Source organism: Sodalis praecaptivus, assembly GCF_000517425.1.
Lineage (GTDB): Bacteria > Pseudomonadota > Gammaproteobacteria > Enterobacterales > Enterobacteriaceae > Sodalis_A > Sodalis_A praecaptivus.
This window is the reverse complement of record NZ_CP006569.1, coordinates 3,567,716-3,594,704: the sequence shown is the minus strand read 5'-3', so window position 1 is coordinate 3,594,704 and position 26,989 is coordinate 3,567,716. Positions and strand designations below refer to the sequence as shown.

The 26,989-nt window shown below is 52.4% G+C and carries 21 protein-coding genes and 1 pseudogene; 9 read left to right on the top strand and 13 right to left on the bottom strand.

Annotated elements, in window-relative coordinates; all coding sequences use genetic code 11:
- Positions 1 to 652 precede the first annotated feature (652 nt).
- Entirely contained in the window at positions 653 to 3,457 is a 2,805-nt protein-coding gene (locus SANT_RS16040) for an inverse autotransporter beta domain-containing protein (RefSeq protein ID WP_025423285.1), read from the top strand.
- A 95-nt stretch (positions 3,458 to 3,552) separates the two neighbouring features.
- Positions 3,553 to 4,590, top strand: coding sequence for a hypothetical protein (locus SANT_RS16035; protein WP_148296311.1), 1,038 nt, complete (start codon positions 3,553 to 3,555; stop codon positions 4,588 to 4,590).
- 235 nt (positions 4,591 to 4,825) lie between these two features.
- On the opposite strand, the gene SANT_RS16030 is transcribed toward SANT_RS16035, so the two are convergent.
- From SANT_RS16030 to SANT_RS24895, 7 genes and pseudogenes are all read right to left on the bottom strand, one after another.
- Positions 4,826 to 5,539, bottom strand: a complete 714-nt coding sequence (locus SANT_RS16030; RefSeq protein ID WP_025423283.1) for a helix-turn-helix transcriptional regulator — start codon at positions 5,537 to 5,539, stop codon at positions 4,826 to 4,828.
- A 307-nt stretch (positions 5,540 to 5,846) separates the two neighbouring features.
- Complete coding sequence (locus SANT_RS16025; protein ID WP_025423282.1) at positions 5,847 to 6,413, bottom strand: nucleotidyltransferase family protein; 567 nt, start codon at positions 6,411 to 6,413, stop codon at positions 5,847 to 5,849.
- Positions 6,413 to 7,369, bottom strand: a complete 957-nt coding sequence (locus SANT_RS16020) for an XdhC family protein (protein WP_025423281.1) — start codon at positions 7,367 to 7,369, stop codon at positions 6,413 to 6,415. Before SANT_RS16020 ends, SANT_RS16025 begins: the two co-directional genes overlap by 1 nt.
- A gap of 9 nt (positions 7,370 to 7,378) precedes the next feature.
- Positions 7,379 to 9,577 carry an aldehyde oxidoreductase molybdenum-binding subunit PaoC gene (gene paoC / locus SANT_RS16015; protein ID WP_025423280.1) on the bottom strand — a complete coding sequence of 733 codons (2,199 nt, stop codon included), beginning with the start codon at positions 9,575 to 9,577 and terminating at the stop codon, positions 7,379 to 7,381.
- A gap of 3 nt (positions 9,578 to 9,580) precedes the next feature.
- The gene (locus SANT_RS16010) at positions 9,581 to 10,531 is read right to left on the bottom strand and encodes an FAD binding domain-containing protein (RefSeq protein WP_025423279.1); all 951 of its coding nucleotides are present in this window, start codon (positions 10,529 to 10,531) and stop codon (positions 9,581 to 9,583) included.
- Positions 10,528 to 11,253, bottom strand: coding sequence for an aldehyde dehydrogenase iron-sulfur subunit PaoA (gene paoA / locus SANT_RS16005; protein ID WP_071882039.1), 726 nt, complete (start codon positions 11,251 to 11,253; stop codon positions 10,528 to 10,530). Before paoA ends, SANT_RS16010 begins: the two co-directional genes overlap by 4 nt.
- Before the next feature lie 165 nt (positions 11,254 to 11,418).
- Positions 11,419 to 12,109: pseudogene (locus SANT_RS24895) on the bottom strand (hypothetical protein).
- A gap of 492 nt (positions 12,110 to 12,601) precedes the next feature.
- On the opposite strand from SANT_RS24895, the gene SANT_RS15990 reads away from it, so the two are divergent.
- Complete coding sequence (locus SANT_RS15990; protein ID WP_025423275.1) at positions 12,602 to 12,901, top strand: HPr family phosphocarrier protein; 300 nt, start codon at positions 12,602 to 12,604, stop codon at positions 12,899 to 12,901.
- A gap of 30 nt (positions 12,902 to 12,931) precedes the next feature.
- Here SANT_RS15990 and SANT_RS15985 read toward each other — a convergent pair whose 3' ends face one another.
- The 4 genes from SANT_RS15985 to SANT_RS15970 all read right to left on the bottom strand — a co-directional run bounded on the left by SANT_RS15985 (position 12,932) and on the right by SANT_RS15970 (position 19,496).
- Positions 12,932 to 14,821: a PTS fructose transporter subunit IIABC gene (locus tag SANT_RS15985; RefSeq protein WP_025423274.1), complete on the bottom strand. Its 1,890-nt coding sequence runs from the start codon at positions 14,819 to 14,821 to the stop codon at positions 12,932 to 12,934.
- A gap of 98 nt (positions 14,822 to 14,919) precedes the next feature.
- On the bottom strand, positions 14,920 to 16,488 hold the full coding sequence (locus SANT_RS15980) for an alcohol dehydrogenase catalytic domain-containing protein (protein ID WP_148296309.1): 1,569 nt from the start codon (positions 16,486 to 16,488) through the stop codon (positions 14,920 to 14,922).
- Between the two features lie 123 nt (positions 16,489 to 16,611).
- Positions 16,612 to 17,742 (bottom strand): AGE family epimerase/isomerase, encoded by a 1,131-nt coding sequence (locus tag SANT_RS15975; protein ID WP_025423272.1) that lies wholly within the window; start codon positions 17,740 to 17,742, stop codon positions 16,612 to 16,614.
- Positions 17,742 to 19,496, bottom strand: a complete 1,755-nt coding sequence (locus SANT_RS15970; RefSeq protein WP_025423271.1) for a class I mannose-6-phosphate isomerase — start codon at positions 19,494 to 19,496, stop codon at positions 17,742 to 17,744. Before SANT_RS15970 ends, SANT_RS15975 begins: the two co-directional genes overlap by 1 nt.
- 245 nt (positions 19,497 to 19,741) lie before the next feature.
- Between SANT_RS15970 and SANT_RS15965 the strand changes: the two genes are divergently transcribed.
- Genes SANT_RS15965 through SANT_RS15940 form a run of 6 tightly spaced genes read left to right on the top strand, consistent with a single transcriptional unit; the run spans position 19,742 to position 24,395 of the window.
- A complete protein-coding gene (locus SANT_RS15965) occupies positions 19,742 to 20,773 on the top strand; it encodes a mannitol dehydrogenase (protein ID WP_025423270.1) in 1,032 nt (343 codons plus the stop codon).
- Between the two features lie 2 nt (positions 20,774 to 20,775).
- Positions 20,776 to 21,192, top strand: coding sequence for a PTS sugar transporter subunit IIA (locus SANT_RS15960; RefSeq protein ID WP_025423269.1), 417 nt, complete (start codon positions 20,776 to 20,778; stop codon positions 21,190 to 21,192).
- Positions 21,193 to 21,194: 2 nt separating this feature from the next.
- Positions 21,195 to 21,692, top strand: a complete 498-nt coding sequence (locus SANT_RS15955) for a PTS system mannose/fructose/N-acetylgalactosamine-transporter subunit IIB (RefSeq protein WP_025423268.1) — start codon at positions 21,195 to 21,197, stop codon at positions 21,690 to 21,692.
- A gap of 4 nt (positions 21,693 to 21,696) precedes the next feature.
- The gene (locus tag SANT_RS15950) at positions 21,697 to 22,497 is read left to right on the top strand and encodes a PTS mannose/fructose/sorbose/N-acetylgalactosamine transporter subunit IIC (protein ID WP_038668684.1); all 801 of its coding nucleotides are present in this window, start codon (positions 21,697 to 21,699) and stop codon (positions 22,495 to 22,497) included.
- Complete coding sequence (locus SANT_RS15945) at positions 22,497 to 23,363, top strand: PTS system mannose/fructose/sorbose family transporter subunit IID (RefSeq protein WP_051440185.1); 867 nt, start codon at positions 22,497 to 22,499, stop codon at positions 23,361 to 23,363. Before SANT_RS15950 ends, SANT_RS15945 begins: the two co-directional genes overlap by 1 nt.
- Positions 23,364 to 23,375: 12 nt before the next feature.
- Positions 23,376 to 24,395, top strand: coding sequence for a LacI family DNA-binding transcriptional regulator (locus SANT_RS15940; protein WP_025423265.1), 1,020 nt, complete (start codon positions 23,376 to 23,378; stop codon positions 24,393 to 24,395).
- Between the two features lie 519 nt (positions 24,396 to 24,914).
- Here the strand turns inward: SANT_RS15940 and SANT_RS15935 are convergent.
- A complete protein-coding gene (locus SANT_RS15935; protein WP_025423264.1) occupies positions 24,915 to 26,252 on the bottom strand; it encodes an MFS transporter in 1,338 nt (445 codons plus the stop codon).
- 33 nt (positions 26,253 to 26,285) lie between these two features.
- The gene (locus SANT_RS15930; protein WP_025423263.1) at positions 26,286 to 26,978 is read right to left on the bottom strand and encodes an RraA family protein; all 693 of its coding nucleotides are present in this window, start codon (positions 26,976 to 26,978) and stop codon (positions 26,286 to 26,288) included.
- Positions 26,979 to 26,989 lie beyond the last annotated feature (11 nt).

Here is a 26,989-nt window from a genome sequence, read left to right as displayed (position 1 = left end):
ACCGTACTAGCGCGGTCGGCGCGCCACGATAATGTCGTTTAGACGTCAATGAGGCAGAAAGCGTAATCGCCAACCGTTCCTCAAATGGCGTAATGCGCTGATGCTCATCGGGCAATTTACATTCGATGCTAACGGCATCTTTAGCGTCATGCTGGTGATTCATTCAGGCGTTTACGGTTCTGCCGATGAGAGGCGCAAACAGCCGTTCGGTTCAGCATAAATTATTGAGATAAGCGATATTGCACTTGGCCAACATGCGCCAAGCGGCACACTTGTCTGTCGCTTTTTTGATCGACGACCCGACAAAGCGAAGTTTATGCACTCATCCTCATGGGTTAACCAGACGCTAGTGAGTAAATCGGTCCAACGGTGATAGCTCTTAATTACCGCATCACGGATCAGTAAAGGGTTAGCACGCGGAATGACAGAAAGGTATCGCTAATTTACCGATTCTATCGGTTGGCTTCCTATTGCTTTTAAAGTGGAAAGCCCCTTCGTCTGTATCAAGCTAGGGTCCACGTTTTGTTTGCAGTCGTCTGTCAGAACTGATTATAGCTTCCATTCATCGGTAATAGGGTTTGGGGCGGTGTTTTTACACTTCCCATGTTTGCGCGTGGTAGTAAATAAATGTAAATAAAAGAGTACTATTAATATGAAGAAAATCTGCAAAACAAAAAACTTTTCACCAGGTGTTATTCTCGTCAGCTGGTTGAATATTGGCGTCCAAGCTATCGTGCCGTTAACTTATGCTTTCGCACCGTCATTGGCCAGTGCTGCCGGTAATGCGCGATTTCTGAAAGCCCCAGCGGGTGAAGCGGCTCTGGACACCAAAATCTATACGCTTTCCGCCGGCGAAACGACGGCTTCGGTAGCGCAAAAATATCACATGAGTCTGGAAGCTTTGCGCAAGCTGAATCAGTTTCGTACTTTTGCTCGCGGCTTTGACCATTTGCAGCCCGGGGATGAGCTTGACGTCCCTTTAGCGCCACTGCCGGCGGTAAAATGGAGCGATGAGCCCGCGGCAATGGCTTCACGGTCGCAAGACGATCCCCAGGCGCAGAAGATCGCGGGGGTGGCAACGCAAGCCGGTAATTTTCTGACCAACAGCCCAAATGGCGACGCCGCCGCCTCGATGGCGCGCGGTATGGCCACGGGGGCAGCCAGCACCGAAGTGCAGCAATGGTTAAGCCAGTTCGGCACCGCTCGTTTGCAGTTGGACGTGGATAAGAAATTTTCTTTGAAAAATTCCCAACTGGATTTACTTATTCCGCTCTATGAACAGCAGGATAAACTTCTTTTTACCCAGGGAAGCCTACACCGCACCGATGATCGTAGCCAGACTAATCTGGGGATGGGCATGCGCTGGTTTAATGATGGCTATATGGTTGGCGGCAACACTTTCCTGGATTACGATCTGTCTCGCGACCATGCACGTATGGGGATGGGAGTAGAATACTGGCGTGATTTCCTGAAAATGGGCGCGAACAGTTATTTACGTCTCACCAACTGGCGAGACAGCAAAGACTTTGCGGATTACCAGGAGCGTCCGGCCAACGGCTGGGATATGCGCCTTGAAGGTTGGATGCCGGCGGTGCCGCAATTGGGGGCGAATCTAAAGTATGAACAATATTACGGCAAAGAGGTCGCCCTGTTTGGGAAAGATAACCGGCAAAAAGACCCACATGCCGTAACCGTCGGGGTCAACTATACACCGTTTCCTCTGCTGACGCTTAGCGCCGATCAGCGCCAGGGAAAGGCGGGCCAGAATGATACTCGGTTAGGCATGCAATTCAATATACAGCTCGGCACGCCGTGGCGGCATCAGTTTGATTCAAGTGCCGTTGGCGCGATGCGCACTCTCTCGGGGAGTCGCTATGATTTGGTGGATCGCAATAACAATATCATTCTGGAATATCGCAAGAAAGAAGTTATCCATCTGTATACCGCCGATCGATTGGCCGGTTATGCGGGGGAACAAAAATCGCTGAATGTGTCGATAAACAGCAAATATGGACTTGAGCGAATCGACTGGTCGGCACCGGAATTACTTGCGGCCGGCGGTAAAATTGTGCAGGAAAGCGTAGATAACTACAGCATTGTATTGCCCGATTATAACTTCGATGCGGCTAATGGGAATGTCTATGAAATTAGTGGTGTTGCTATTGATACCCATGGCAACGCGTCTAAAAGAGCGAAGACCACCCTCACCGTCACGCAGCCCGCTATTAACAATACCACCAGCGAGTTTACGCCGGCGAAAAGCACCCTGCCGGCCGATAATGCCTCGCAGCAAACGCTGACCTTGCGGGTAAAGGATATACAGGGTAATCCCGTCGATATTGGCGAGGACGAGATCACGATTACCACCAAAAATGAGCAGGAGAATTCTGGCGCCAAGGTCTCCACGCTACAACGTCAGGAGAGCGGTATATTCACGCTGGTGGTGACGGCAGGAACGGGAACCGATGTGGTTAAAATAACGCCCAGCGCCCGCGCGGTGACCTTTACACCCGCCAGCGTGACGGTGGAGGCCGACAACGCGACGGCGCAGATCAAGACCCTGGAAGTCGTTTCGGATAATGCCGCCGCCGACGGCACGGAAACTAATCAGGTCAAAGTGGCCGTCGTGGATGCCCATGACAACCCGGTACCGAATCAAACGGTGACGTTCACTGCGGATAATGGCGCTACCATTATCGACAATGCCACGACCGATGCCAACGGATTAGCCATAGCCAGTCTTACCAGTTTGAAAGCAGGCGAGGCTATGGTTACCGCGGCGCTCGAAAATAAAACGACTAAAACGGTCAAAACGACCTTTGTCAGCGATGAAAAATCGGCGGTAATCGCCGAATTGAACGTGGTCTCTGATAACGCGACCGCCGACGGTAAAACCGAAAATCAGCTTAAAGTCAGCGTAACGGACGCCAATGGGAATGTCATCGACAATACGCCCGTAACGCTAAAGGTCGAAAGCGGTGCGACATTATCTTCCGACAGCGTCACGACGGATAAAGAGGGGGCGGCAACGTTTAGCGCTATGAGTACCACGTCCGGTACGTTCAAGGTTACCGCGACGACGAACGGTCATGCTAAATCGGCCTCTATTACCTTTGTCGCCGGCGAGGTGGTGGGTGTTAAATCCACGCTGCAAGCGGATAAAACCCTGATTGCCTCTGACGGTAGCCGCGCCATCAATCTGACGTTCACCGCGCGTGACGAGAATAATAACGCCGTGACGGGTTTGACGGTGGCATTTGTACCGGATGACGTTGAGGGCCAAATAAGCGCGGTCAGCGAGCATGACGGTGTTTATACCGCGACCTTTACCTCCACCAAACCGAGCGTAGGCAGCATCGCCGTTTCGGTTAACGGTACCCGACTAGAAGAGCTTAAGGCGGTTGATGCAGGTGTTTATTCGTCGACATTGTCACTGTCGGTCAATGCCAGCGCTTAATGTTCGCCGGGGCGCCGTACGGGAAAACCGGCGCCCCATGAACCTTGTTTAATTACACAGCATTGCGGTCGCTACCGCGGTGCGAGGATAATGACATGAAGATTAGAATCAGTAAGACTTATTTATCGATATTCGCGTCACTGTGCATGTGGATGTTCGCGACATCAAATGCGTACGCGCTAGCCTGCTATATCGACGATGACCCCAACGCCATGGCCGAGTCGGTGACGTTGGGCGCGGTGGCTTATCTGAAGGGCGCGTCCAATGGCGACAGAATTTGGGAATCGCAAACTTACACGAAAAACGTCACCTGCGAAAGTCAACTTAACTCGGGTGAGGAAAATTTATATGTATACCCTTATCCAAGACGGGATTCTCAGCAACTCCCGCAGGGGGTGAAATTGGGATTATATTTTGATGGTAAAGATCTCGGGTTATTTGACGCCGATGGGGATGCGCTTAGCAGTAAAGTCAAAACCGATCATATCTTTGCCAAAGGGGAGAAAAGGTCCATCACAGTTACTTTCAAAGTTTATCTGGAAAAGCAAGGCGAAATCAGCACTCAGGGCGTGACGAATTTAACTCTTTTCCAATTGGACGGCGTAGGATCGCTGCGCGACTCAAACTACGCTTTATCCATCAACGGTTGGGATAATATTGGCAGCGTGAGCTGCGATAGCTCTTTCGTCAGTAACAATGCCAAGCTCTCCTCAATCGATACCGACAAGGCGTTAGCCGGTTCGGCATCGGAAGAAAGCACCGTGGGGTCGGTTAAGCTTAGCTGTAGCAGTGAGTCAACGACCGTCTTAAGTCATATTAGTCATGTTTCCGGTACTCTTAAGGTCAATGGGTCGCCCTTCAGCGGTAATAGCGGTTATTTTGCCACTGATAAAACAGGGCTGGGCGTTGGCGCTTCTTACAGCGGCACGAGCGTTGCCCCGGGGGGAACCCTGGACCTGAGCGTACCGGTTAGCGCCGGCGCCGGCAGCAAGGCGTTAACGTTCACTCTTAACCCGCATTTGACAACGTCCTTGGCGCTCGGAACCCCCGATTGGCTCTTTACCAGCCAGGCTCAAGATATAAAGAGCGACATGACGTTGAGTTTTACGCCGCAAAGCCTGCAATCGGATTAAACGTACCCTCGCGCATATCACCGAGCGGGTCCGTACGTTTGCGAGGGGGTGGGGCCGTAAAACCGCCGTATGCCCCTCCTCATCATAGCGGGCGGCCTCAAGCAACGGGGTGAGAAGAGAGAACGTAACCGCTATTGTTGACCTATCACCCCTTTGCCTTTGTCATTCCGTTGTGGCATAGGTAGAGGTCCACTCACGCCGGCCGGTCTAGCGGTGCATTCCAATTTTATCGTAATTACCAACAGAAATTAACGCCTTCTTTAAGGCGTTTTGGCGGTACGTAATGATTTAGGCCAACGCTGTAGCAATACTCAATCAGCCCATTAAATGAGTTGGTGCCGATTTTGCTATAAATTTTTTGTAATCTATTTTCAATTGTTCTGTGTGAAATGAAGAGCTTAGGCGACATTTCTTTCGCCGGTATTTTCTGTATCGCGTAAAAGATTACGTCCAGTTCTTTAGCGGAGAATATGTCAACGGGCGGCGTTAACGTTATCACTGACGGCTTGAGATTGTTGAAGAAGTCGCCGAGGGAGATAAAGCTAAACTTTCTTTGATAGAGTAGAGACCCAATAACTTCTCCTTCATCGTTAAAGAGGGGGAATTTGGGTGAATAATAAGGCGCAAGTATGCCATCCCTGCCGAAATATGACGTTATAATTACCTCTGCTCCCCCCTTATCCGTTTCGGCCTTTCTGTCCTGAGTTTGGAACTCGGCGGCGAACGCCGCTATGGGATGAGGAAATTCATCATCACACCGTCCTTCATAATCGAAGTGCGCGGGAAGATTTAGCCACTCCCTGCATGCATGATTAATATATTGGACACGAGATTCCGTATCTTTGATAGCGAAAGGAATGTGAGAGTACTCCATCAAAGCGATCAACGAGACTTTTGCAAGTGCATCGTGAGGCTTAATGGCTGCTGGTAATTTAACTTTACTGCCCATGACACTGTCTCCATGACATAACACGCTGTGCAATTAATACCAAAACATCGCCGCAGGAGTAAAAGTCACATGTTTATGTCGGTTTAAAAAGAGTACTTTTCCCCATCAATGCCATAAATTGTCATTCATTTGATAGTCACTACTCATGGCGGTTATTGGTAAATGTACCGGCGGGGAGGGAGAAACCGACCGGTTATCACTGCGGCGGGCCCGTGGCGGAGGCGGGGGTCTAGCAGGTCTCAGCGAAGCGCAAAATCTGTTTAGCGAAGACCATGGACTCAACCAGGATTATCGGTAGTCACTGTATTCAGACGGGCCGTCGTCTTGCACCCCTTTGCAACAAGCGCTGCGCACGGTGCAAATCGGACAATGTGTCGATGTCATGGACGATGCCGGCATCGTCAAGTGACAGCGCCATAACATTTTCGCGGCGCAGTGAATCTCTCACAATCTCCTTCGCGCCATGGTCACCCGCAAGGGTCAGCAGCAAAGGCAGATATGCCCGCGCGAAGGCCACCGGATGTCCCCGGCGCTGGCGGTACTGTGGCACAACGATAGGTTTTTGCTTTAATCCTTCCGCGACGCGCCATAGCGAATCCGGCCGAATCAGCGGTAAATCGGCAGGGAGGATCAGCCACCCGGCGGCATGCGATGTGGCTTTTATCCCCAGGGAAATTGATTCCCCCATCCCGCCGGTACCCCCCTCAGGTCTGACGAGGTGCCAGTCCAAACCCGATGCTTTCACCGCCTGGATCACATGCCAGATAACCGGTTGCCCATTGAGCAGCGTATCGAGCTTGTGCGTCGTTGCCCCGGAGGCGAGAAACCGTTCCCCCCGGCCCGCGGCAAGAATAATGATGACCGGAGAGGGCATTATGTTGCAGCCTCATCGCTTATGCCGCCGAGACGGACCGCCGCCACTTCCGCTAAAATGGAAAGTGCCAGCGAGTGCGCGTCGCGCGCTTTTGGAAATAGTCCTATCGGCGCCTTAATCCGCGCTATATCCGCGCTGCGCCAGCCCAGTTCCCGCAGTCTTAGCATACGCTTACCATGAGTTCGCTGACTGCCCAAAGCGCCGATGTAAAAAGGATTTGCCGCCAGGGCGGCGTGCAGCACGGGCAGTTCACGGTGCAAATCGTGACAGAGCAGGACCACCGCCGTATCCGCATCCATCAGCGCGCCGGCGCGCGGTTGAAAACCGTCGCTCATGTGAACATCATATCCCGCAGCCTGCGCGATAGTGGCCGTCGCTTGCGCTTCAACCGAGCGGCCATAAACGAGCACCCGAGGGCAAGGACGGTAGTAGATTTCAAAAGTGGCCTGATTCCAGCCCGTCGATCGTGTGGGCGAAATGCTTTGCAGCGTTTGTGAGCGGGGCGTATAGCGTAAACCGCCAGGCTTTCGCCGTTCTAAGTTGTTCAGTACGGCCAGCAGAGGCTGTGCCGTTTCTAACTTGTGCAGGCTAAGAGTAATCCCGCCGCCGCAGGTAAGCACAATGTCGAAATAGGGTGAGCCATCGCCGTAAACCACCTCGCGGTCTTGACCGGTAGCCATGACCTCCATCGCTTCATAAGCTACGGCGGCCTCGACGCAGCCGCCGGAGACAAAGCCGCAATAGAAACCATCTTCGCGCACCGCCATCTGTGCCCCCAACGGGCGGGCCGCCCCGCCGCGAATTTCGACCAGCGTCACCAGCACCGCGGCCATGCTAGCAGCGAGGGCTTCGGCCGCGAAGCGCAATACCGTCGCGTCGTCATCGGTCAGAAAAGCCCGCTCGGGATTGAGTCGCGCCGGATGGGTAGGGGATAACAATGGCGTATGTGACAACATCGGTTCTCCTCAAACCCCTTCTGGAAGCGCGTTGATCAATTTATCCAGCGTGATGGGATAATCCCGCACCCGTACGCCCGTGGCGTTATAAATGGCGTTCGAGATGGCGGCGCTGACGCCGCACAGGCCCAATTCGCCCACCCCTTTGGCTTTCATCGGCGACGAAATCGGGTCGGTATCATCCAGGAATATCACCTCCTGTTCGGGGATGTCGGCATGCACGGGCACCTCATAGCCCGCCATATCGTGGTTAACGAAATAGCCCAGCCGGGTATCTACCGCCAACTCTTCCATCAGCGCCGCGCCCAGTCCCATCGTCATGGCGCCAATCACCTGGCTACGCGCGGTTTTCGGGTTGAGTATGCGGCCGGCGGCACACACCGCCAGCATGCGGCGCACCCGGACTTCACCGCTCGCCCTATCGACGCCGAGTTCAATAAAATGTCCGGCAAACGTAGACTGTTGGTACTGCTTATCCAGATCACCAAACTCAATAGCATCTTCGGCGGTCAATGTGCCGTCAGCGGCGGCTTGCGCCAATGGCGCGCGAGCGTTTCCCGCTCGAATCTGCTCATCGGCAAACACCGCCTGCGCCGGGTCGAAACCCAATTTTTCCGCCACGGCGGCGCGCAAGCGGACGCAGGCGGCATAAACGCCCGCGGTAGACGTATTGGCACCCCATTGCCCCCCCGAGCCGGCGGATACCGGGAAGCGCGAGTCACCCAGCCGCACCACCACTTTCTCCAGCGGCACCCCTAACATTTCAGCGGCCGTTTGGGCAATGATCGTATAACTGCCCGTACCAATATCGGTCATATCCGTTTCAACGGTCACCACACCTTGTGAATCGAGATGCACTCGCGCGCCGGACGTCGTCACCTGATTATTGCGAAAGCCGGCCGCCATCCCCATGCCGATAAGCCATCGCCCCTCTCGCGCCTGCCCCGGGGTGGCGTTGCGGTGGTGCCAGCCGAAATGCGCCGCGCCCGTGCGCAGACACTCGACCAACTGGCGGCGGGAGAAAGGGCGATCGGGATTGCTTGGGTCGACCTGGGTATCATTGAGAACGCGAAACGCCACCGGGTCCATCCCCACCTTTTCTGCCATCTCATCGATGGCGATCTCAAGCGCCATCAGCCCTGGGGTTTCGCCGGGGGCGCGCATCGCGTTACCTTCCGGCAGATCAAGCCTTGCCAGCCGCAGCCCGGTGTGACGATGCGCCCCCGCGTAAAGCAGCTCAGTCTGCTGCACCGCCATTTCCGGCGTACCGCCGGCAAGATTGCCGGACCAGCTTTCATGCGCAATGGCGGTAATGCGGCCGTCTCGTTCGGTGCCGATGCGAATATGCTGAATGGTCGCCGGTCGGTGGGTGGTGTTATTCGCAATCAGCGGGCGTGGCAGCATTACCTTTACCGGCCGTTTTGCCGCACGGGCTCCGAGGGCCGCCAGCAGCGCGTCGCAGCGCAAAAACAGTTTCCCGCCGAACCCGCCGCCGATGTAAGGGGAGATGATGCGCACTTTCGCAGCGGGCAGCTTTAACGTTTTGGCCAGATCGGTCCGGCACCAGTCAATCATTTGGTTCGACGTCCAGACGGTGAGATTATCACCCTGCCAGGCGGCCATAGACGCATGCGGCTCCATCGCCATATGGCTTTGATCCGGAGTGGAATAGGTGGCATCAAGCGTCAGCGCCGCACTCGAAAAGGCGCCGTTGAAATCCCCGATGACGTTGTCCGGCTTACTTTCCGGCGGGGTAGCGACCGCGGGCTTTTCCCGGGCAAGATCATAAGCGCCGCGCTGGCGGCGGTAATGCACTTCAACCAACGCCGCCGCCGCGCGCGCCTGTTCAAATGTCTCCGCCACCACCAGCGCGATAGCCTGGTGGTAATGGGCGATCTCTGGGCCGCCCAACAGCGCGGCGGTATTTTTATCGCCTTTGCCCAAACGACCGGCGTTGTCTGCCGTTACCACCGCCAGCACGCCGGGGGCGCCGTTCGCGGCCCGGACATCTATCGCGTCGATCCGCCCCTTGGCAATGGCTGACCCGACAATATAGCCATAGGCCACATTAGGGACTTCATCATGCCATTCATAGGCGTACGGCGCGGTTCCCGTTGTTTTAAGCGGACCGTCGATACGACTGTGCGGCTGACCCACAACTTTCAACTGGTCAATCGGGTTGGCGCCCGCGGGTTGGTCAAATTTCATGCCTTATGCCCTCGCATCGGTCAGCACAGAGGCGAGCGTACGCTTCGCCAGGACAAGCTTGAATGCACTTTCAGAGGTAGGATGGGCGCTGGCGAACAGCCGCTCATAAACCGCCTGAGCGCCCTGCGGGAGTTGCGCATCGGCTTCCTGTAGCCGCCAGGGTTGGTGCGCAACGCCCCCCAACGCCACGCGGCCGGTGCCGTCGGGCTGCACGATGGCGGCAACCGAAACCAAGGCAAAAGCGTAAGAGGCGCGATCGCGCACCTTGCGATAGAGGTGCGTACCGCCGAGAGGGGGCGGCAGCGTCACGCTTGCGATAAGCTCGCCCGGAGTCAACAGCGTTTCCCGATGGGGAGTCTCGCCCGGCGCGCGGTAGAAATCGGCCAGCGGTATTGCACGTTCGCTCCCGTCCGGGGTAATGGTCTCGACCACGGCATCAAGTAGCCGCAGGGCAACAGCCATATCGCTGGGATGGGTAGCGATGCACGCTTCGCTGGCACCTACCACGGCATGCTGGCGGCTGAACCCCTCCAGCGCGGCGCATCCGCTGCCGGGCAGGCGTTTGTTGCACGGCTGGTGGGTATCGTAAAAATACGGGCATCGCGTGCGCTGCAGGAGATTACCCGCGGTGGTGGCCTGATTGCGCAATTGGCCTGACGCCCCGGCGAGCAGCGCCCTTGAGAGCACCGCATAGTCCTGGCGTATGCGGGGGTCCGCCGCCAAATCGGTATTGCGCACCAGCGCACCGATACGCAGGCCGCCTTCGGCGGTCGGCTCGATTTTATCCAGCGCAAGACCGTTAACGTCTATCAGGTGGGCAGGGGTTTCGATCTCAAGCTTCATCAGATCGAGCAAATTTGTACCCCCTGCAATAAATTTCGCACCGGGTACACGCCTGGCGCTTGCTGCCGCCTCGGCTGGGGATGTCACGCGTTCATAAGTAAAGGCCTTCATGATTCCTGACTCCCGGCGACCTCCTCGATCGCAGCAACAATATTGGCGTAAGCACCGCAGCGGCAGATATTGCCGCTCATACGCTCGCGTATTTCCGCCGCCGACAGCGCGGGCGGCGAAACCAGATCGGAAGTCACATGGCTGGGGATACCTTGCGCGATCTCTCTCAGCACCGCCACGGATGAACAAATTTGCCCTGGAGTACAGTATCCGCATTGGTAGCCGTCGTGTTTGACAAACGCCGCCTGCATGGGGTGTAGATGGTCAGGGGTACCCAGGCCCTCAATGGTGGTGATATCCGCATCCTGATGCATGATGGCAAGCGTAAGGCATGAATTGAGTCTTCGACCGTTGACAATAACGGTACAGGCGCCGCACTGACCGTGATCGCACCCTTTTTTGGTGCCGGTAAGGTGCAAATGCTCACGCAGCGCATCCAGCAGCGTCGTGCGCGTGTCGATTTCAAGTTGATTCATGCTCCCGTTCACGTTGAGCCTAACGGGCATCATCTCAGGCGGTGCAGTGCGGGGAAGCTCGCCGTCGCTCATGGCTGTGCCGGGAGACACCGCCGCCGAAGCGGCCGTTACGGCACCTACCTGAATTAGTTTTCGCCGCGACAGGTTAAAGGTCTGCGGTTCAACCTCTTGCGCGCTGTGCTTGTCTCTTTCACCCTTTGCGCCACGAAGAGGGTTTTCTCCCGCGTTATTGCCTTGGTTGCTCATACCAGGCCTCCAGTGTGTCATAAAAAAATACAAGATGGGCTGCTTATCGCGATGTCATAGTGGCTTTTTTAAACCGTAATTATAGTGGGTTCTGCGGGCAGGGTGATTTATAAAGCAAAAATACCGTTATGAATAAAATGCTATAACGGTGACGCGCAAAGCGTATTACGGCTGTTTAACGCCCGCTTTTGGCATATATGCCGTCAACGCCATGATAGCGCTGACCAGCGTAAATAAGGCGATAATCCAGGCCATCGTCCAGGACGTGCCGTCATTTATCAGCACCAACAGCAAAGAGGAATGGATCCCGCTGCTGCACTGGCGTGCGCTTATCAAAGCAGACGCGGATCCCGTGAGGCCGGGTACCGTATTCAGCGCAGCGGCGGAAGCCATCGCCGCAATAATGCCGTTCATCGAGAAGAAGATAAATACCGTGATGACAATTATCACCCCCCGGCAACGCCCAGTTTGGCGGCAGCGGCAAGAATAAACGCAGCGACGGTGGCAATAATTAGCGTAAACGTAAGCAAGGTTTACGGGAATAACGATGTACCCAGCGCCGTTTTTCCGCGGATAATGTGTCAGGAAGCCAGAATAGAGCGATTAGCATGAATAAGCCGTTAATCGCCGGTAACCAGAGGGTCGCTAATCGGCCGCCAACTCAGTTGAACGGCACAAAACTCGACTATAACCCGGTAAGGGTCAGTTGTGCATCGCCCTGTAAATCTTTCGCCATCAGGGGGAGGGCGGGTAAATATAGAGTGATGAATAAGGACGCGAAAATCATCAAGCCGCTGACAATAGCGATAAAAGACACGTTTGCCGTTTGGCATAGTCGCATAGGGGAAAGGGTCATGGTGCTCTGATTGGCATGTCATTGGGAGGACATAGGTTAGCGGCCTTTACGCTAATGATAAGGGTGTTAAATGGATAGCGTTTATGAGAAAGGCTCATTAATGGTGATGCCTGAAGACCTTCCCGGCGCCTTATCTTTGCTGGCGGGGTATCTCTATGAAAAAAGGGGACCATGAGCTCAGCGTCCATCATTACCCGTAAGCGACGCAATGGTTAGGTCTATTAAAAGGGGAACCTCCTTTTGACGCTGCAAGTTTGATCGTTCGCTTCGGGCCAGAAAGCCCAGAGATCACGTTAACCTCTGTCAAAATATCATCATGGCGATGGCGAATGACATCTGATGACCCGATGCGGGATCCCTTTTTCGCCGGCGGCAACAGCGGGAAAGCGTTCATTTTTTTAAATGGAATACATCTTGATTTCAATTGCGTTCTCTATGTCGATTGGTTAAATTTATAAGTAGTCTTATATATGAAAAATAAAGGAGTTCTGAATGTCAGACGATAGTATTCCGGAAAAAACATTAATTCTTGAACTGCCGATTAATAACGAGTACGGCCTGCATGCCAGGCCTGCTGCGGAGCTGGTGAAAGTGATAAAGTCTTATAAGAGTGATATTAGCGTTGCCAACCTCGACGGCACGGGTAAAGAAGTCAACGGCCGTAGCATGATGAAAATTGTTTCGCTCGGGGTAAAAAAAGGACACCGTCTTCGTTTTAACATTACCGGTGAAGATGCCCAAGACGCCAGTGATGGTCTGCGACAAAGCATAATCTCAGGATTGGGTGAATAAACGAAAGGGCTTCTTATGAAGCCCTGGTGATTATTTCCGGCGTTGTTCTTCCGTCAAGTTTCTCTTCATCATCAATATCAATGCCGTAGAAATGATGACACCCACCAACGTTGAAATAACAAAATAAACAGGGTGGCCAACGACGGGAATGACGAATACGCCGCCATGCGGTGCCGGGTAGGTTACCTTGAAAAACATTGCCAATGACCCCGCGACCCCTGAGCCGATCATCAGCGAGGGCAAAATAACCAAAGGATTGCTGGCGGCAAACGGGATAGCACCTTCAGCAATGAACGAAAGTCCTAAAATATAATTGGCTTTGGCTGCCTCACATTGTGATACGGTAAATTTATTTTTGGCCAAGTTGGCGGAAAGGGCGACCGCCAATGAGGGGACCATGCCGCTGGCGACCGCCGCAGCCATAACATAATCATTTCCGCTGGCTAATACCCCTACGCTGAACAGATAGGCTGCTTTATTAATGGGGCCTCCCAAATCTGCAGCCAGCATGGCGCCGATGATGAAGCCCAATAATATTTTATTGGTCGAGCCGATATTATTGAGAAATTTGATAACCGCATTATTGACTTCACCCATAAAGGGATTGATAAGCGCAACGGTAATGAATCCTACGATGAACACGCTGACCAATGGATAGATCAACACCGGTTTAAGACCTTCAAAAGACGAAGGTAACGGTTTGAGGACGCGGCGTAAGCCGACAATGAGATAGCCCGCGATGAACCCGGCGACAATGGCGCCGAGAAATCCGCTGCCGCCGGTGCTTGCCATCAAACCGCCCACCATGCCCGGCGCCAGCCCAGGTCTATCCGCGATTGCGTAGGCGATATAACCGCTCATCACCGGTATAAACAGCGTGAATGCGGCACCCCCAATCTGCTTTATCACCGATGCCATCCAGTTAAAGCTCGGGTCTTTGGGATCGGCCGAATTAATTCCCCAGAGGAAAGAGAGGGCAATGAGTATGCCGCCCGCAATCACGAAGGGGAGCATGTTGGAGACACCATTCATCAACGTGCCATAGACATTTGGTGCTGATTTGCCGCGACCCTCACCGGCCGCAGGACGTGCCGAATTGAAAGGCTTGGCCTCGAGTGCCTGCGTTATGAGATGCTCAGGTTCGCGGATACCTTGTGAGACGCTGGCATAGTAAAGCGGCTTATTGGCAAACCTGTCCATCTCTACTTTGGTATCAGCCGCAATGATAACGGCTTCGGCATTGTTGATGTCTTCCTCCGTCAGCGGGTTTCCTACGCCCGCCGAACCATTGGTTTCAACCTTAATCGCGTAACCCAACTGGTGCGCCGCTTTTTCAATATTCTCCGCCGCCATGTAAGTGTGCGCGATACCGGTTGGGCAGGCCGTTACCGCAACGAGAAACTTGGCGGATTCATCTTTTTTAGGGCGTGTCTCCCCGCGTAGCCCACTTTCCGTCTGGCCCTGTTCTTGTGCTTGTAATAAGGACATCACCGCGGTTTCGTCAGGGGCATCCAATAATGCTTGGCGAAATTCGTCTTCCATAAGCCAGCGGCACAGGCGTGCTATGATTTCAAGGTGTTGATCCTGTGATGCAGCCGGGACCGCTATCATAAAAATCAAGGATACCGGTTTATCATCAGATTCATCCCAATCAACCCCGACTTTCGGCCGCAAAAATAACAGTGTCGGGGCACGAATAATGCTACCTTGCGCATGGGGCATAGCAACGCCTTCACCCACATTGGTGGTGGAATGCTTCTCGCGCGCTCTGAGCAAATCAATGAATGTGGCTTGGTCAGCCGCCGCGATACTTTTATCGGCTGCCAGGGTTGCGGCGCATAAGGAAAATAGCGCCTCTTTATCACAGGGTACATTATTTAAAATAATGCGTGCGGGTGTCAGAAGTTCTATTATCGTCATTGTAGGATCTCTCTTGGATACAGAGGGCGACACGGGCTCGCGTCCAGCGACAAAAGGCGGACCCTCTGTCACGATTGAACATCGCCCGTGTAAATGATTTAACTTATTTTCTTGTTATATTGACTGAACAGAAGCTTTTCAGCCTGCTTGGACCAGCCGTGTCGAGAAACCCATTCCCCTAACGCGTCATCCCACTCGCCAAGCCGATTAATGGGAAGCAAAGGTAAGGCCGTCAAGTGGGGATAAATGACTACTTTGCCGGGGAAACGGCCGGCTTTTACGGCTTTGAGGCCCTCTAAGGTCGCCAGCAAACCGCCGACGGCGGCCACATTGAAATCGGGCAACGCCTCGCCGCGCTGGATTTTGTCCAGCACCCGCCGTTGATCGGCGGCGCAAGAGCCGCTACTCGCCGTGATGGTCGCGCCGGTCCATGCGACCTGCCCTAGGGGCAATGGCCCGAACTGGCCGTAGCGCGTGCCGGAAAAGAGGACGAGAGTGCCGTCTTTGGCTAACACATCCACTACGCCGGTAATGGGGTCAATGCCTGGCGCGCTAATAATAATGTCTGAAGCGCCATCAGGCCCGACGAGATCACGCATTGTTTGGCGGAAGTTTGCATGCTCCTGGACTGCCACAAAATAAACTTCACTGGTTGCCGCGATTAATAACGGCTCGATATCCTTTTGCATCTGTTTAAGACGATGAGAAGTCTTGCCGGTGACGATAATTTTCGCCGGCGGCCGAACGCTTTTCAGCGCACGCAAAAGATGCATGCGCCCCATTGTGCCGCCGCCTCCCGAGAGCACCAATGTCCCCCCTGGCTGATAATCATACCGATAAGTCCGCTCGGTGAACGCCGCCGAGAGCCGGCGCTGCGGTGAGCCGAGGATATTCACGTTGTGATAATGGATTTTGGCAATATCGACAGGCGCCATAGGGTCCGGGCGGGTGTCCGGTAACCAGCACAGCAATCCATTTACCGCCATTCGCTCCGTCAGTTGCGTCAACGTTTCAACATCGGGATTGCCCAATATCAACACATCATCGAACTCGCGCTCGGGCAAGGTAGCGAGAATTTCATTACCATGCAGCGCGGCACCGTTTACGTATTGAGCAAAACGGGCTTCAGACCCAACCCGTGTTATCTCGGCGGCAACCAGTGGAATATCCAGGTTAACCCTCTGTTGGACCTTATCATCCAGATAGATAAGCAAACGGCCGCCGGGCTTCATGTGTTTGCGTGAATGCTGTACGAAAGCCGCTTCTACACAGGCCAACGGTTCGGTTTGCGCGAGCGCGGCATGGCTTATCTCCTCATCGACGGGAAATGCACAGCTTCCGTGATCCGATTGGAAAACCTCTTTTCCCAGCAGAAGATATTCCGCCATCCCACCGGTCACATTGACGCCAATACAATAACGTTGGTGGTTGAGATAAACGTCTGGTTGAACGCCAAAACGCCGGCCTATTGGCCACGCTTCGGCCATACCGGCGCCAGCCGCCGCCACCGTTAATGACAATTCATGGCCCAAAATGGCAGGATGTTGAGCAAAATCCCTGTCTTTGAATAAGGGATAATCGTTACCCATGTCGATCATCTTCACGTCTGAGGCGCAGATCGAGAACGCTTCGACTTTAGCGAGAACCTCGCCGGGCCCCGGCATCATTAAAGGGCGTTCTTCAGGTAAGCCATTATTGCCAAATGATCTCAGGCCATGGCCACGGTATATCCATGTAAGCTGTGTTTCTGGTATGTTCATTTGCTCATCTCCAGAAGACTGGTGTTACCGTTAACGGGGGCAATTCGTTTGCGCCTTTAGCAAGGAATCCACTTCGCGGCACGCGATATAAAGATGATACAAAGTCGAGGCAGGAGAGGAGTGCGCTAGACGTTCCCCCACGTCACTGATTTCATCGCAAAAAACTCTGCCGTTTTCCCCCGTAATATAGTGCCGCATCATTGTGGCGACATGATTCTCCAACCGTTGCAGCGCTGCCGCATCACGTCGGGTAATACAGGCAACCACATCGGCTTTTACTCTCTCTGTTTGGCACCAAAGCCGGCTGCCTGCGCGATAAGGGGTTTTATCGCTATAGACCTCGTTCATCACGGCCTGAGTGAGCGGGTTTTCCCCTGCCGTGGCGGCAAAGTTTTGTAGCGCATCGCGCCAAAATGCTGTCTCTACGCCCGCGAGTTTTTCATACTGATAAAGCAGCCATGTCCATTCATGGTGATGACCGGGGTCAACTCGCATTGAATAAGCAGGGTCTGCTTGCCAGCCTGAGGCGAAAAATTCCGTGAGGCAGTGACGTTCGCGATGGAACAAATGTTCGCTAAAGAGGTGAAAGAGGTTGTGAGCTTCTTTCTCCCAGCGCGGGGAACCGGTTATTTGCCACCAGGACAGCATCGCTTCAAAAAGATGCATATTAGGGTTTTGATTAAGCATCGCCGGGCGGGTGACATCGGCGGCATAACCGCCTTCGGATAAGGCCAGGTGTGTTTTCATCCAGTCATGTAACTTTTCTGCCCTATCCAGAAACTGTTGCTCTCGCGTTAGGGCATAAAGCTCGCTATAAGCCAGCAGTGCGAAAGCTTGTTCATAGGTGTTTAGCTGTGCCATAGCGGGAGCATCGCCGTCTGAAAAGAAAAATACCCCCTGCGCATTGGTAAAGTGCGTTAATCCTCTCTTCGCCACCGCGTCGAGAGTGTCTCGGGCATCAAGCCAACCGGTTCGGGTGGCGTGAGCATAAACATAAAGCTGACGCGTCTGCACGCGGCTACGGGAAATGAGGCCATCATCGGGCAGCGTTTCTCGAAAACAGAGGGCGCCATCCGCGAGACGTTTAACCCCCTGTTCTAAGAAGCAGGGTAAAGCGGTATGTCGCATCCAATAAACAAAGTTATGCGCCTGGGTTAGCATTACACCTCCTGCGCCTGGCGAACATTGGCCACAATAACGCCAATTTCTTTCCGTTCGGGGGAGCGAATGGTGTATTGACCGAGCGCGGCTGGAATCACCACCGTTTCAGCATAATGAACGATGAAAGGGGCAAAAAGGCCTTCCGGGCTCTCAATGACCGCGTCTTTTCCTTCGATAAGATTGAGCATCTGAAACTCATTATCCGTCGAGATGTCGACGCTGCCGTTAATCCAATAGCGGTGGGTATCAATGAATTCGAGGGCGTGTAGCCCTGTGCGTTCACACCGCCATTCGGCTGTTTCCTGCAGCGGAGTAATCGTATTGAGCAGTTGACTGCGGCACCATGCGGTGTCGCGTTCTTCACGCATCACTTTACTGCCGTGATGCAAATGCACCGGACGGGGTTTACCGTCCAGGCCAAGGCGCCCCCAATCCCATAATTTAAAAGTAAAAATATAGGGGGTCGCCGAGATTTCCAGAATCATGGCGTCCTTGCCTGAACAGTGAACGGTACCCGATGGAATAAGCACATGATCATGCTTTTTGACCGCAAAGCGGTTGATGAATTTTTCCGCCTCCAGGGTGCCGGTTTGCTGTGCGTTGTCGATGGCCTTGACTAATTGCTCTTGTTTTACGCCCGTGCGGAATCCCAGCCAAACGCTGGCATTTTCCCCTGCGTCCAAAATGTAATAGCTCTCATCCTGGGTGTAGTGCATGCCAAAATGCTGTTGAATATAATCCGTCGATGGGTGGACTTGTAAGCTAAGATTGCCCCCAGACATGGTATCGAGAAAGTCAAACCGAATAGGAAACTCCGCCCCGAATCGCGCATAGTTGCGCGGGCCAAGTAACCCTTCCGGACGCGCCAGAACCAGGTTTATCGCCGGCATAGTGACTGCGACGCCGTCAAAATTCAGCGTCAGGCTGTTCTCTTCGGGTACCCCATCAAAACACCATGCGTAGTTCTTTTCGCTTGCCGGCAGCGCGCAGACTTCCTCCATCCAGTTTCCCCCCCACACGCCAGGGTCAAAAAAGGGATTTAATCTAAACGGCGTTTTCAGGCAGGCATCCAGCCCTGCTTGAAATGCGGCGTTATCAATCATGACCGCAGGATCTGAAAGGGTATCGAGGTAATAATTGAAATGGGGAAAAAGATCCCGTTTATGTCGGTCGGCAATACGCCACTCCCAAAAAAAACCTCGTTTATATTTCTTGAGAATATCTTCCTCAGGATTTACCGCCAGCCAATTACTGCCTCCGGCCCGCCAGTCAAGTTGCCGCTGCCAGCGAGGGTAATCAGCATAGATAAGGAGATCACACTGCGCGATGAGTGAGGCGCCGGTGCCGATGATAATGCGCAAGCCACGGGTGGACGCGATGTTCTGTTTGAGCGCGTTGGCTGACGCTAAAAGCAGATAATCCGCCAAATTAGCACAGCTCATGATACCAAATACGCGATCCTCGGAAAGCGTGTCCGCCAGCCGCGCATCGAGTTCATTGCCGTGGATATAGCCTGTGTCGGCATAAAACCAGGTCGCTTGCGTAAAAGAGGAGAAAGCCCCTAATGCACTCTGCACACCGGCGACATCTACGCCAGGATAGCAATCAATGGCGATCACGGCATCGCGGTGGGCCGGCAATGATTTTGCTATCTGTTCAGCAATGTTTTCCCATCCTTTGGAAGCGCCAGTGATTCCCTTGAGGCGCACGGCCGGGAATTTATCGTAATTGGCGGGGTGGCTTAAATATCCCATAGTTAACTCCGAAGGTTAAACGATTAACTCTTTTCTTGTGGTGAATCTACTGTAAAAGGAAACCCATGAAAAGCGGTATTTTCAGCGGCAAAAACATTAAATATCTGATTTTATTTGTAATTGTATGGGGTTTCGCGAAAGGTTTCTTAAAAAATCGTGATCAAGGTCAGAAATTACTGTGTATATAATCGACATTCATTAGGTAAATCGAATAACCTTGTTTTAACGTCTATGGGAGTAAGATAATGAAACCTATTGCAATTCATTTTGGAACGGGCGCGTTGGGCAGAGGCCTGGTTGTTCCTTATTTACATGAAAGCGGTTTTGATGTGATTACGGTCGATACCGATAGGGCGTTGGCCTTACAGCTTAAGAAGAATCAGGGTTACGACATTTCGCTAACCGATACGGGAGAAACCCGCCATATTCCGGTAAATGATGTCCTTCATCCTGATGACGATATGCTTCAGCACTGGCTCAATAAAGCCAGCCTTATTACGACTTCGGTACGCAAGGAAAACTTGCATCATGTTGCTCGATTACTCCGGGCGGTTTCACCTAAAACGGTAATATGTTGCGAGAACATTGAACAAAGCGGGGCCTTCTTTGCGTCATTGCTGGAGCAGGAAGGGATTGTGGCGGAAGGATGGCATCTGCCAGATTGTATGGTGGATAGGATTTGCGCCTCATTGTGGCCTGCGTCATTGCTTATCGAAACAGAATCTTGGGGAACCGTCTGTGTTCAGGCGCAAGAGGGCGCTTTGATTCCCGAGAAGTTTGAAATCACTGAGAATATTGATTTTCGCTTTCAGGAAAAAAGAATCTTGGTGAATACCTACGCTGATGGTATCAGTTTTCTCGGTGCCGCCGCGGGTCTTGAATATCTCTATGAAGCGGCAGAAAGCGCCTCCATCGATGCAGATATCGCGGACTATATGGCAGTGCTAAAAGATTATCTTAAGCAAGAATGTGGTTACGATCCTGACTACCTGAACCGCATGGCTAAAAAACACCGTAACCGTTTGAGCAACCCCAAAATTAAACGCGAAATTGGCAGTGTGGCCAGAAGCTTCCTGGAGAAAATTCGTCCGACAGAACGGTTTATTTACCCTTTGATTGTGCTGCAAAATAAAGGGGTAAATATCGATCGTGCAATACCTTTCCTGAATAAGCTTATCAACAGCTGGGCGTCATTGCAGCGTGATGACGCCCATTCTCGGCAGCAGGCCCTCGAGATTATAGACAACAAGGAAATTGTTGAAAAACTGGGGACATAATCATGACAACAATCATATTCGCCGCACATGGTATGTCCGCGCCTGGGATGAAAGATAGTGTGGAGATGGTCATTGGGCCACAGAATAATTTTCATCAGGTTATGCTTTCTCAGGAAGAAGGCATTGAAGCGTTCAGAAAGTCGTTAACAGCATTGGTAACAAGCATAAAGAAAGAAACCGACGACGACATTCTCATTCTTACCGATATGCCTGCGGGTTCGCCATTTAATGTTGGCGCACAGCTTGCATTACAGTTTCGACAGGTATCCGTTCTTTCAGGAACTAATTTTTCTATGGTCCTGACGGCTTTGGAGATGGCAGGCGAATCTTTGGACAACATTCTCAGCCAAGTAATAGAAACGGGCAGGAGTGCCATTGATTCATTTAAAGAAACCGTTATAGCAGAGGAAGATTTTTAACCATGGCGATTTCATTCCTGCGTATTGATGACCGGCTCATACATGGCCAAATGGCTGCAAGCTGGATCGGATCTAGCCCCTGTGATGGCATTGTCGTTGTGGATGATGACGCCGCTCAAAACGAGGTGCAAAAAAAAGTCTTGCTGTCCATTCTCCCTTCGGTAAAGACCTGGGTTTTTTCCCTACCTGAGGCGAGCGAGAAACTGCCAAAAGTGATCGAGTCCCAAAAAAAATATTATGTCATTGCACGTAACGCCATTGCGCTGTCGCGTCTCGCCGAAGCGGTGCCGGCTTTGCGGCAGGCAATCCGCAAGGTCAATGTGGGGCCTATGTCCAAGCGAGAAGACGCCATTCCGGTCAATAAGGGGCAAAGTATTACCCCTGAGGAAATACCGGCGTTTGAACATTTAGCACAAATCGGATTCTCCATTGAATTTCGTCTCTTACCCGATACGGCAGCCGTGAGTTGGGAAGCTGCTGCAAAAAAATTGGCAGGTTGACACCATGATTGAGATCAATGTGATTCAGGCGGCGCTGATCGGCATTTTCTGTTACCTTGGCGCGCTCACCACTCCGTGGCTGCTGGGCCTTACCGGTGGCTGGTATACGTTATCCCGGCCGCTTGTCGCGGCATTCATTACCGGTTTGATTGTGGGCGATCTTGAGCGCGCCATACTGATTGGGGTCGCGGTTCAAACGGTCTACATTGCTTTCGTGTCACCGGGCAATGCCATGCCGCAGGATTTGAATTTCGTCTCGTGGCTGGCGTTACCTCTGGCAATTCTTTCCGCTCAAGATGCCAAGGTCGCTGTTACTCTCGCCGCAACCATCGGCGTGGCTGGGACCATTATTTTCAATTTCACGATGTTGTCCAATGTCTTTTGGAACACACGTGCAGATAAAGCCTTGGCGGCGGGTAACAAGACTTCCTGGCAGAGAAATGCGGTCTGGTTTCCGCAGATAAGCAATTTTATCGTCCGATTTGTCCCTGTTTTATTGGCCTGTCGCTTTGGGCCTAAATATATTGAGCTATTGGTTAACGCCATGCCGGCGTCACTCATGCACGTTGTGAGTGTATTCGGTGGTGTATTACCGGCGGTAGGTATTGCGATGTTGATGCGTCAGGCCATTATTGAAAAAACCATGTTGATCTATTTCTTATTTGGTTTTATCTGCGTGGTTTTTATGAAGGTTAACATGATCGCACTAGTGATAATCAGTCTGTTACTTGCTTTGATTCATTATAAATACAAACCCTCTCAACAAACCGCCTCCGCAAGCCCTAACGATGAGGATGAATTCTGATGTCACAGATAACTAAAGCAACGCCAACGGTGAATGTCAGCAAAGCGCAGCAGAATTTACCGGAATCCCTGGGCAGAAAAACGTTGAGAAAATGTTGGCTGAATTGGGCGATGCATAATATCACCGTGGCCTCTTATGATCGCATGGAAGGCCATGGTTTTGTGAAATCGCTTATGCCGGCAGTTGAAAAACTCTATCCTGGCGATAAAGAAAAGCAGGCGGAGATTTTATTGCCGCATACCGCCTATTTTAATACTGAACCTCAGTTAGGGGCGATGATTCCAGGCATCGTTATCGGCATGGAAGAGCAGCGGGCGCGCGGTGAGCCCGTTGATGCGAATACCGTGCAATCCGTGAAAAACTCACTTATGGGCCCCTTGGCAGGTATTGGTGACTCATCCATTCAAGGAACATTAATTCCCGTATTGTTGAGTATCGCCATTTCCCTTTCTCAAGGGGGATCAATTCTCGGTCCCTTATTTTACATCATTGTTTTCAATGTACTCATCGTCAGCCTAAGTTATCGCGTTTTTCATTCTGGGTATCGTCTGGGGGTGAAAGCGGTCGATTTATTTGTAAGTGAAAACGCGAATAAATTACGTGAATGCATGTCGATCATTGGTGTTACCGTTATTGGCGGTATCGCGTCAAGCTATATTACGCTGACCACACCTCTTACATTTAATTCCGGTAAAGTCAATATTAACGCGCAAAATATCCTTGACGGGATTTTCCCTCATTTGTTACCGTTACTGGCTGTCTTAGGCGTGTGGTTGTTGTTGACTAGGTATCGCTTATCGGTGGTGAAGACCATGCTGGTAACCTTGGCTGTGTCGGGTGTTGGCGCGTTCATAGGGTTTTTTTGATGGAGTTACGGCATGACAAAACGCGCAACGGTGGCTGATGTTGCAGCTTTGGCTAAAGTGTCATCTGCCACGGTTTCTAATGTCATCAGCAACCGGCTCGGTAAGGTATCGGCAAAAACTCGCCTGCGCGTTCTTGATGCGATAAGCGTACTGAATTATACCTACAATGAAACCGCAGCCGCTCTACGCAGTAACAAATCCAATATCATTGGACTGGTGATACACGATTTAAGTAACCCCTATTACACGGAGCTGATTGCCAAAATCAACCGTAAGTTGGCCAAAAAGGGCTACGCTACTATCCTGGCCTGCTCTGATGAGAATCTGGAAAGCCAACAAGGTTACCTGCACCTGATGAAACGCCACAATGCGCTGGCCGTTTTGCTATGCCCGACTTGGGATACCACCAGCGAGCATCTGGATGCATGGAGAGACCTTAGCCCCACCATTACCTTTCTACGCCCTACGGGAAGCCATGATAGCGATTTCATCGGTATCGATAACTATCAGGCGGCCTACGATATTACCTCCCGATTGGTGCGTGACGGCCACACCCAGATTGCGTTTATCGGGGGGAGCCAGAGTTCTCGCCTTCGTCGTCAACGTTTACAAGGTTGGAAGGATGCCCATGAGGATGCGGCGTTACGTTGGGATGAAACCCATATCCTCTATTGCGCTTCAAGCATGAGTGCCGGGATCAAGGCAACACGTGAGCTGTTTAAACGCGATCAGAACGTCACGGCGCTGGTGTGTTATCAGGACATCGTCGCTTTTGGGGCAATGAATGCCCTTCATTTTCTGGGTAAGAAAGTGGGGGAGGAAATTGCCGTGACGGGTTTTGATGGACTCAGCGATGCAGAAGGGTGGCTTCCTTCATTGACCACGGCCGAAGTGCAAATTGAGGTACTTGCGGAGCATATTGTAGATCGGCTGCTTTTGCGGCTGGAAAAGCCTGACGATCCGCCTAATGTCACTCTGCTTCATGCCCATATTCACTGGAGAAACTCATCGCTTTATGGCGGTTTTGAATAGCGTATGGATGCGCCGTTGGCCTGGCGTTTGCGTTGAATCCTTCGCGAACATAGGCGCCGCGATGGCAAATGCAGAGCCCCCCTTACCCGTATGCAAAATAGTGCGCCTGCCTAAGGTCGGTGGGTAGGTTGCACATCCAAGCTTGATGCCGCGGAGCCGATAGGCAATCCGCTGTGCAATCAAAAGCGTGCCGTGTCAACGTAACGGGTCACCGCTAGCGGGGCTAAAGCGACTATGCCAGATAAAATCTTTCATCAACCGCTGACAACAATCGGATTTGGCAAAGTGCTCAATAAAAAGCGGCTTTCTGGAACACAGCCGTTTACGGGTCAGGTGATAATAGCGCGGGGGGCCTGACGCAAATAACCTTGCTCTTCCAGGCACTGCTTCACGCGAAACAGCGGATCGAAGAAAGCTCAAAAGGGGCAGCAGTGTTACTCTTCATCATCGGCGTCCCTGCCTGAGAAAGGTGTTGCAAAAGCGTCAGTTCAAGGCTGAGCGCTGACGCGCGATAGTCGCTCATTGCGCTCCATTTTGCGGTAAATCGGCGATAGCGGTGTTCTCCTGTTGCCGGCCGCGGCGTTTTAAATATCGGATTGTCAGGAGGGTGACAACCCCCCCTATTGCCATACAGCCGCCGAGGTAGTAAATCGGCGCGCTGGGGTTGCCGGTTAATTCGCGTACCGCCGGCACGGTATTTTGTCCAAAGAAGCCCCCCAGATTGGCCAGTGAATTAATTGCCGCCAGTCCGGCTGCCGCGGCGGAGCCACCCAGAAAACGCGTCAGGGTCCAAAAACACGGCTGAATGGAGAAGATGGCCATGATGACTACGATGATACATAAGAAACTCAGCCAGGGCGTGGTAATAAACAGGGCGCTCCCCGTCAAAAATAGTGCGGCCACAAACATCGGCAACGCAATATTTTTAACCGGGTCGGCGGTGCGCGCTGGATTACGCGTCATCCACCATAATAGTACGATGGCCGCCAACCATGGGATCATATTAATGACCCCATTGGCGAGATCGGACACGCCGAACCCCTTCACGATCGTCGGCATCCAGTAACTCAATCCGTAGGCGCCAAATGAGATGAACCCCAACACCAGGGCAAGTAACAGCACGCGTGTATCTTTCAGCGTTTTGAATATGCCCCGCACCTGGTGGTCCTGATCGCGGCTCTCCTCCCGTTGCAGCGTGCTCTTGAGCCAGGCTTTCTCTTCTTCCGTCAGGAATAGGGATGTTTCAGGAGACTCCGGCAGCCAGTACAAAACGGGAATGATCAAAATAAGCGCAGGCAAGCCGGTGCCGATAAAGATCCACTGCCAGCCTTCCAGGTTCAGCAGACCATGAATACTCAACAACAGACCGTTCAGCGGTGCGCCAATCAAGTTGGCAACAAGGCTTGCCATTATAAGATAGCCTACGACGCGCGGCCGATGCTCGATGGGAAACCAGCGGGTCATATAGTAAAGCAGTCCAGGATAGAGCCCCGCTTCAAAAGCGCCCAGTAAAAAACGCAGAATGTAGAACATGGTCGCGTTGGTGGTAAAGGCTATCAGGATGGTCACCAGCCCCCACGAGAACATGATGCGGGCGAACCAGACACGGGCACCCAGCTTATGCATTAAAATATTACTGGGTACCTCAAACAACAGATAGCCAATAAAAAATAACGATGCGCCAATGCCATAAGCGGTTTCACTTAATGATAAACTGTCAATCATATGAAGTTTTGCAAAACTGATATTTTGCCTGTCGATATAAGCGATGACATAAAGCAAAATCATTATGGGCAAAACTTTAATGGAGATTTTTTTTATCGTCGTTATACCAATACGACTATCACCGTATTGCATAGGGTTCACCTTTTTTAAGCAGGTAAGGAAGCGTTACATTATGCCGAATTTGTCAAAAGCCTCGACCGTGGTCATTCCCATGTTTAATGCCTTTAAAACTTCGCTCTCGCCTTTGGCTTTTTCAAACGCGCCGTGAAAAGCGTCATCCACCGCCTGTGCCGGAATCACCAAGACACCGTCTCTGTCGCCAAAGATAACGTCGCCCGGCATTACTCTGACGTTATCCAGTTCGATCGGTACGCGCCAGTCAACGACTTTGCCGCGCGGTCCTTGGTCTTGCGCGTAGCTGCCAAAGGATGCCACCGGGAAGCCGAGTTTCAGAATTTCATTGCTATCCCGATGGAAGCCGTGGACCACCGCCCCAGCCGCCTCGCATTTTTTGGCGCGCGTAGACATTAATCCGCCCCACTGCGCATAGCGAAGCGAGCCTCCCGCACAGATGTACACTTCATTTTTTTGTAAGTCATCGAGGGCATGAAACATTAACCCAAACGGTTTTTCACTTAGCGAGGCGTTTCCTGGCCCGCTTTGCTGAAAATAGTCGGCTTCGAGCACCGGCATAGCACGCCCTAAAATAACCATTCCTGGGTCAATGGGTTTTAATTGCGGCGACAGGAATTGATGAAATAATCCCAGTGTATCTAGAACGTCTCCCACCAGGGCGACAAATAACTTTTTTTTGGCAAGGCTAAATAACTCGTCATCGTTCGACCAGTAGTGATTCATAACTCCTCCGG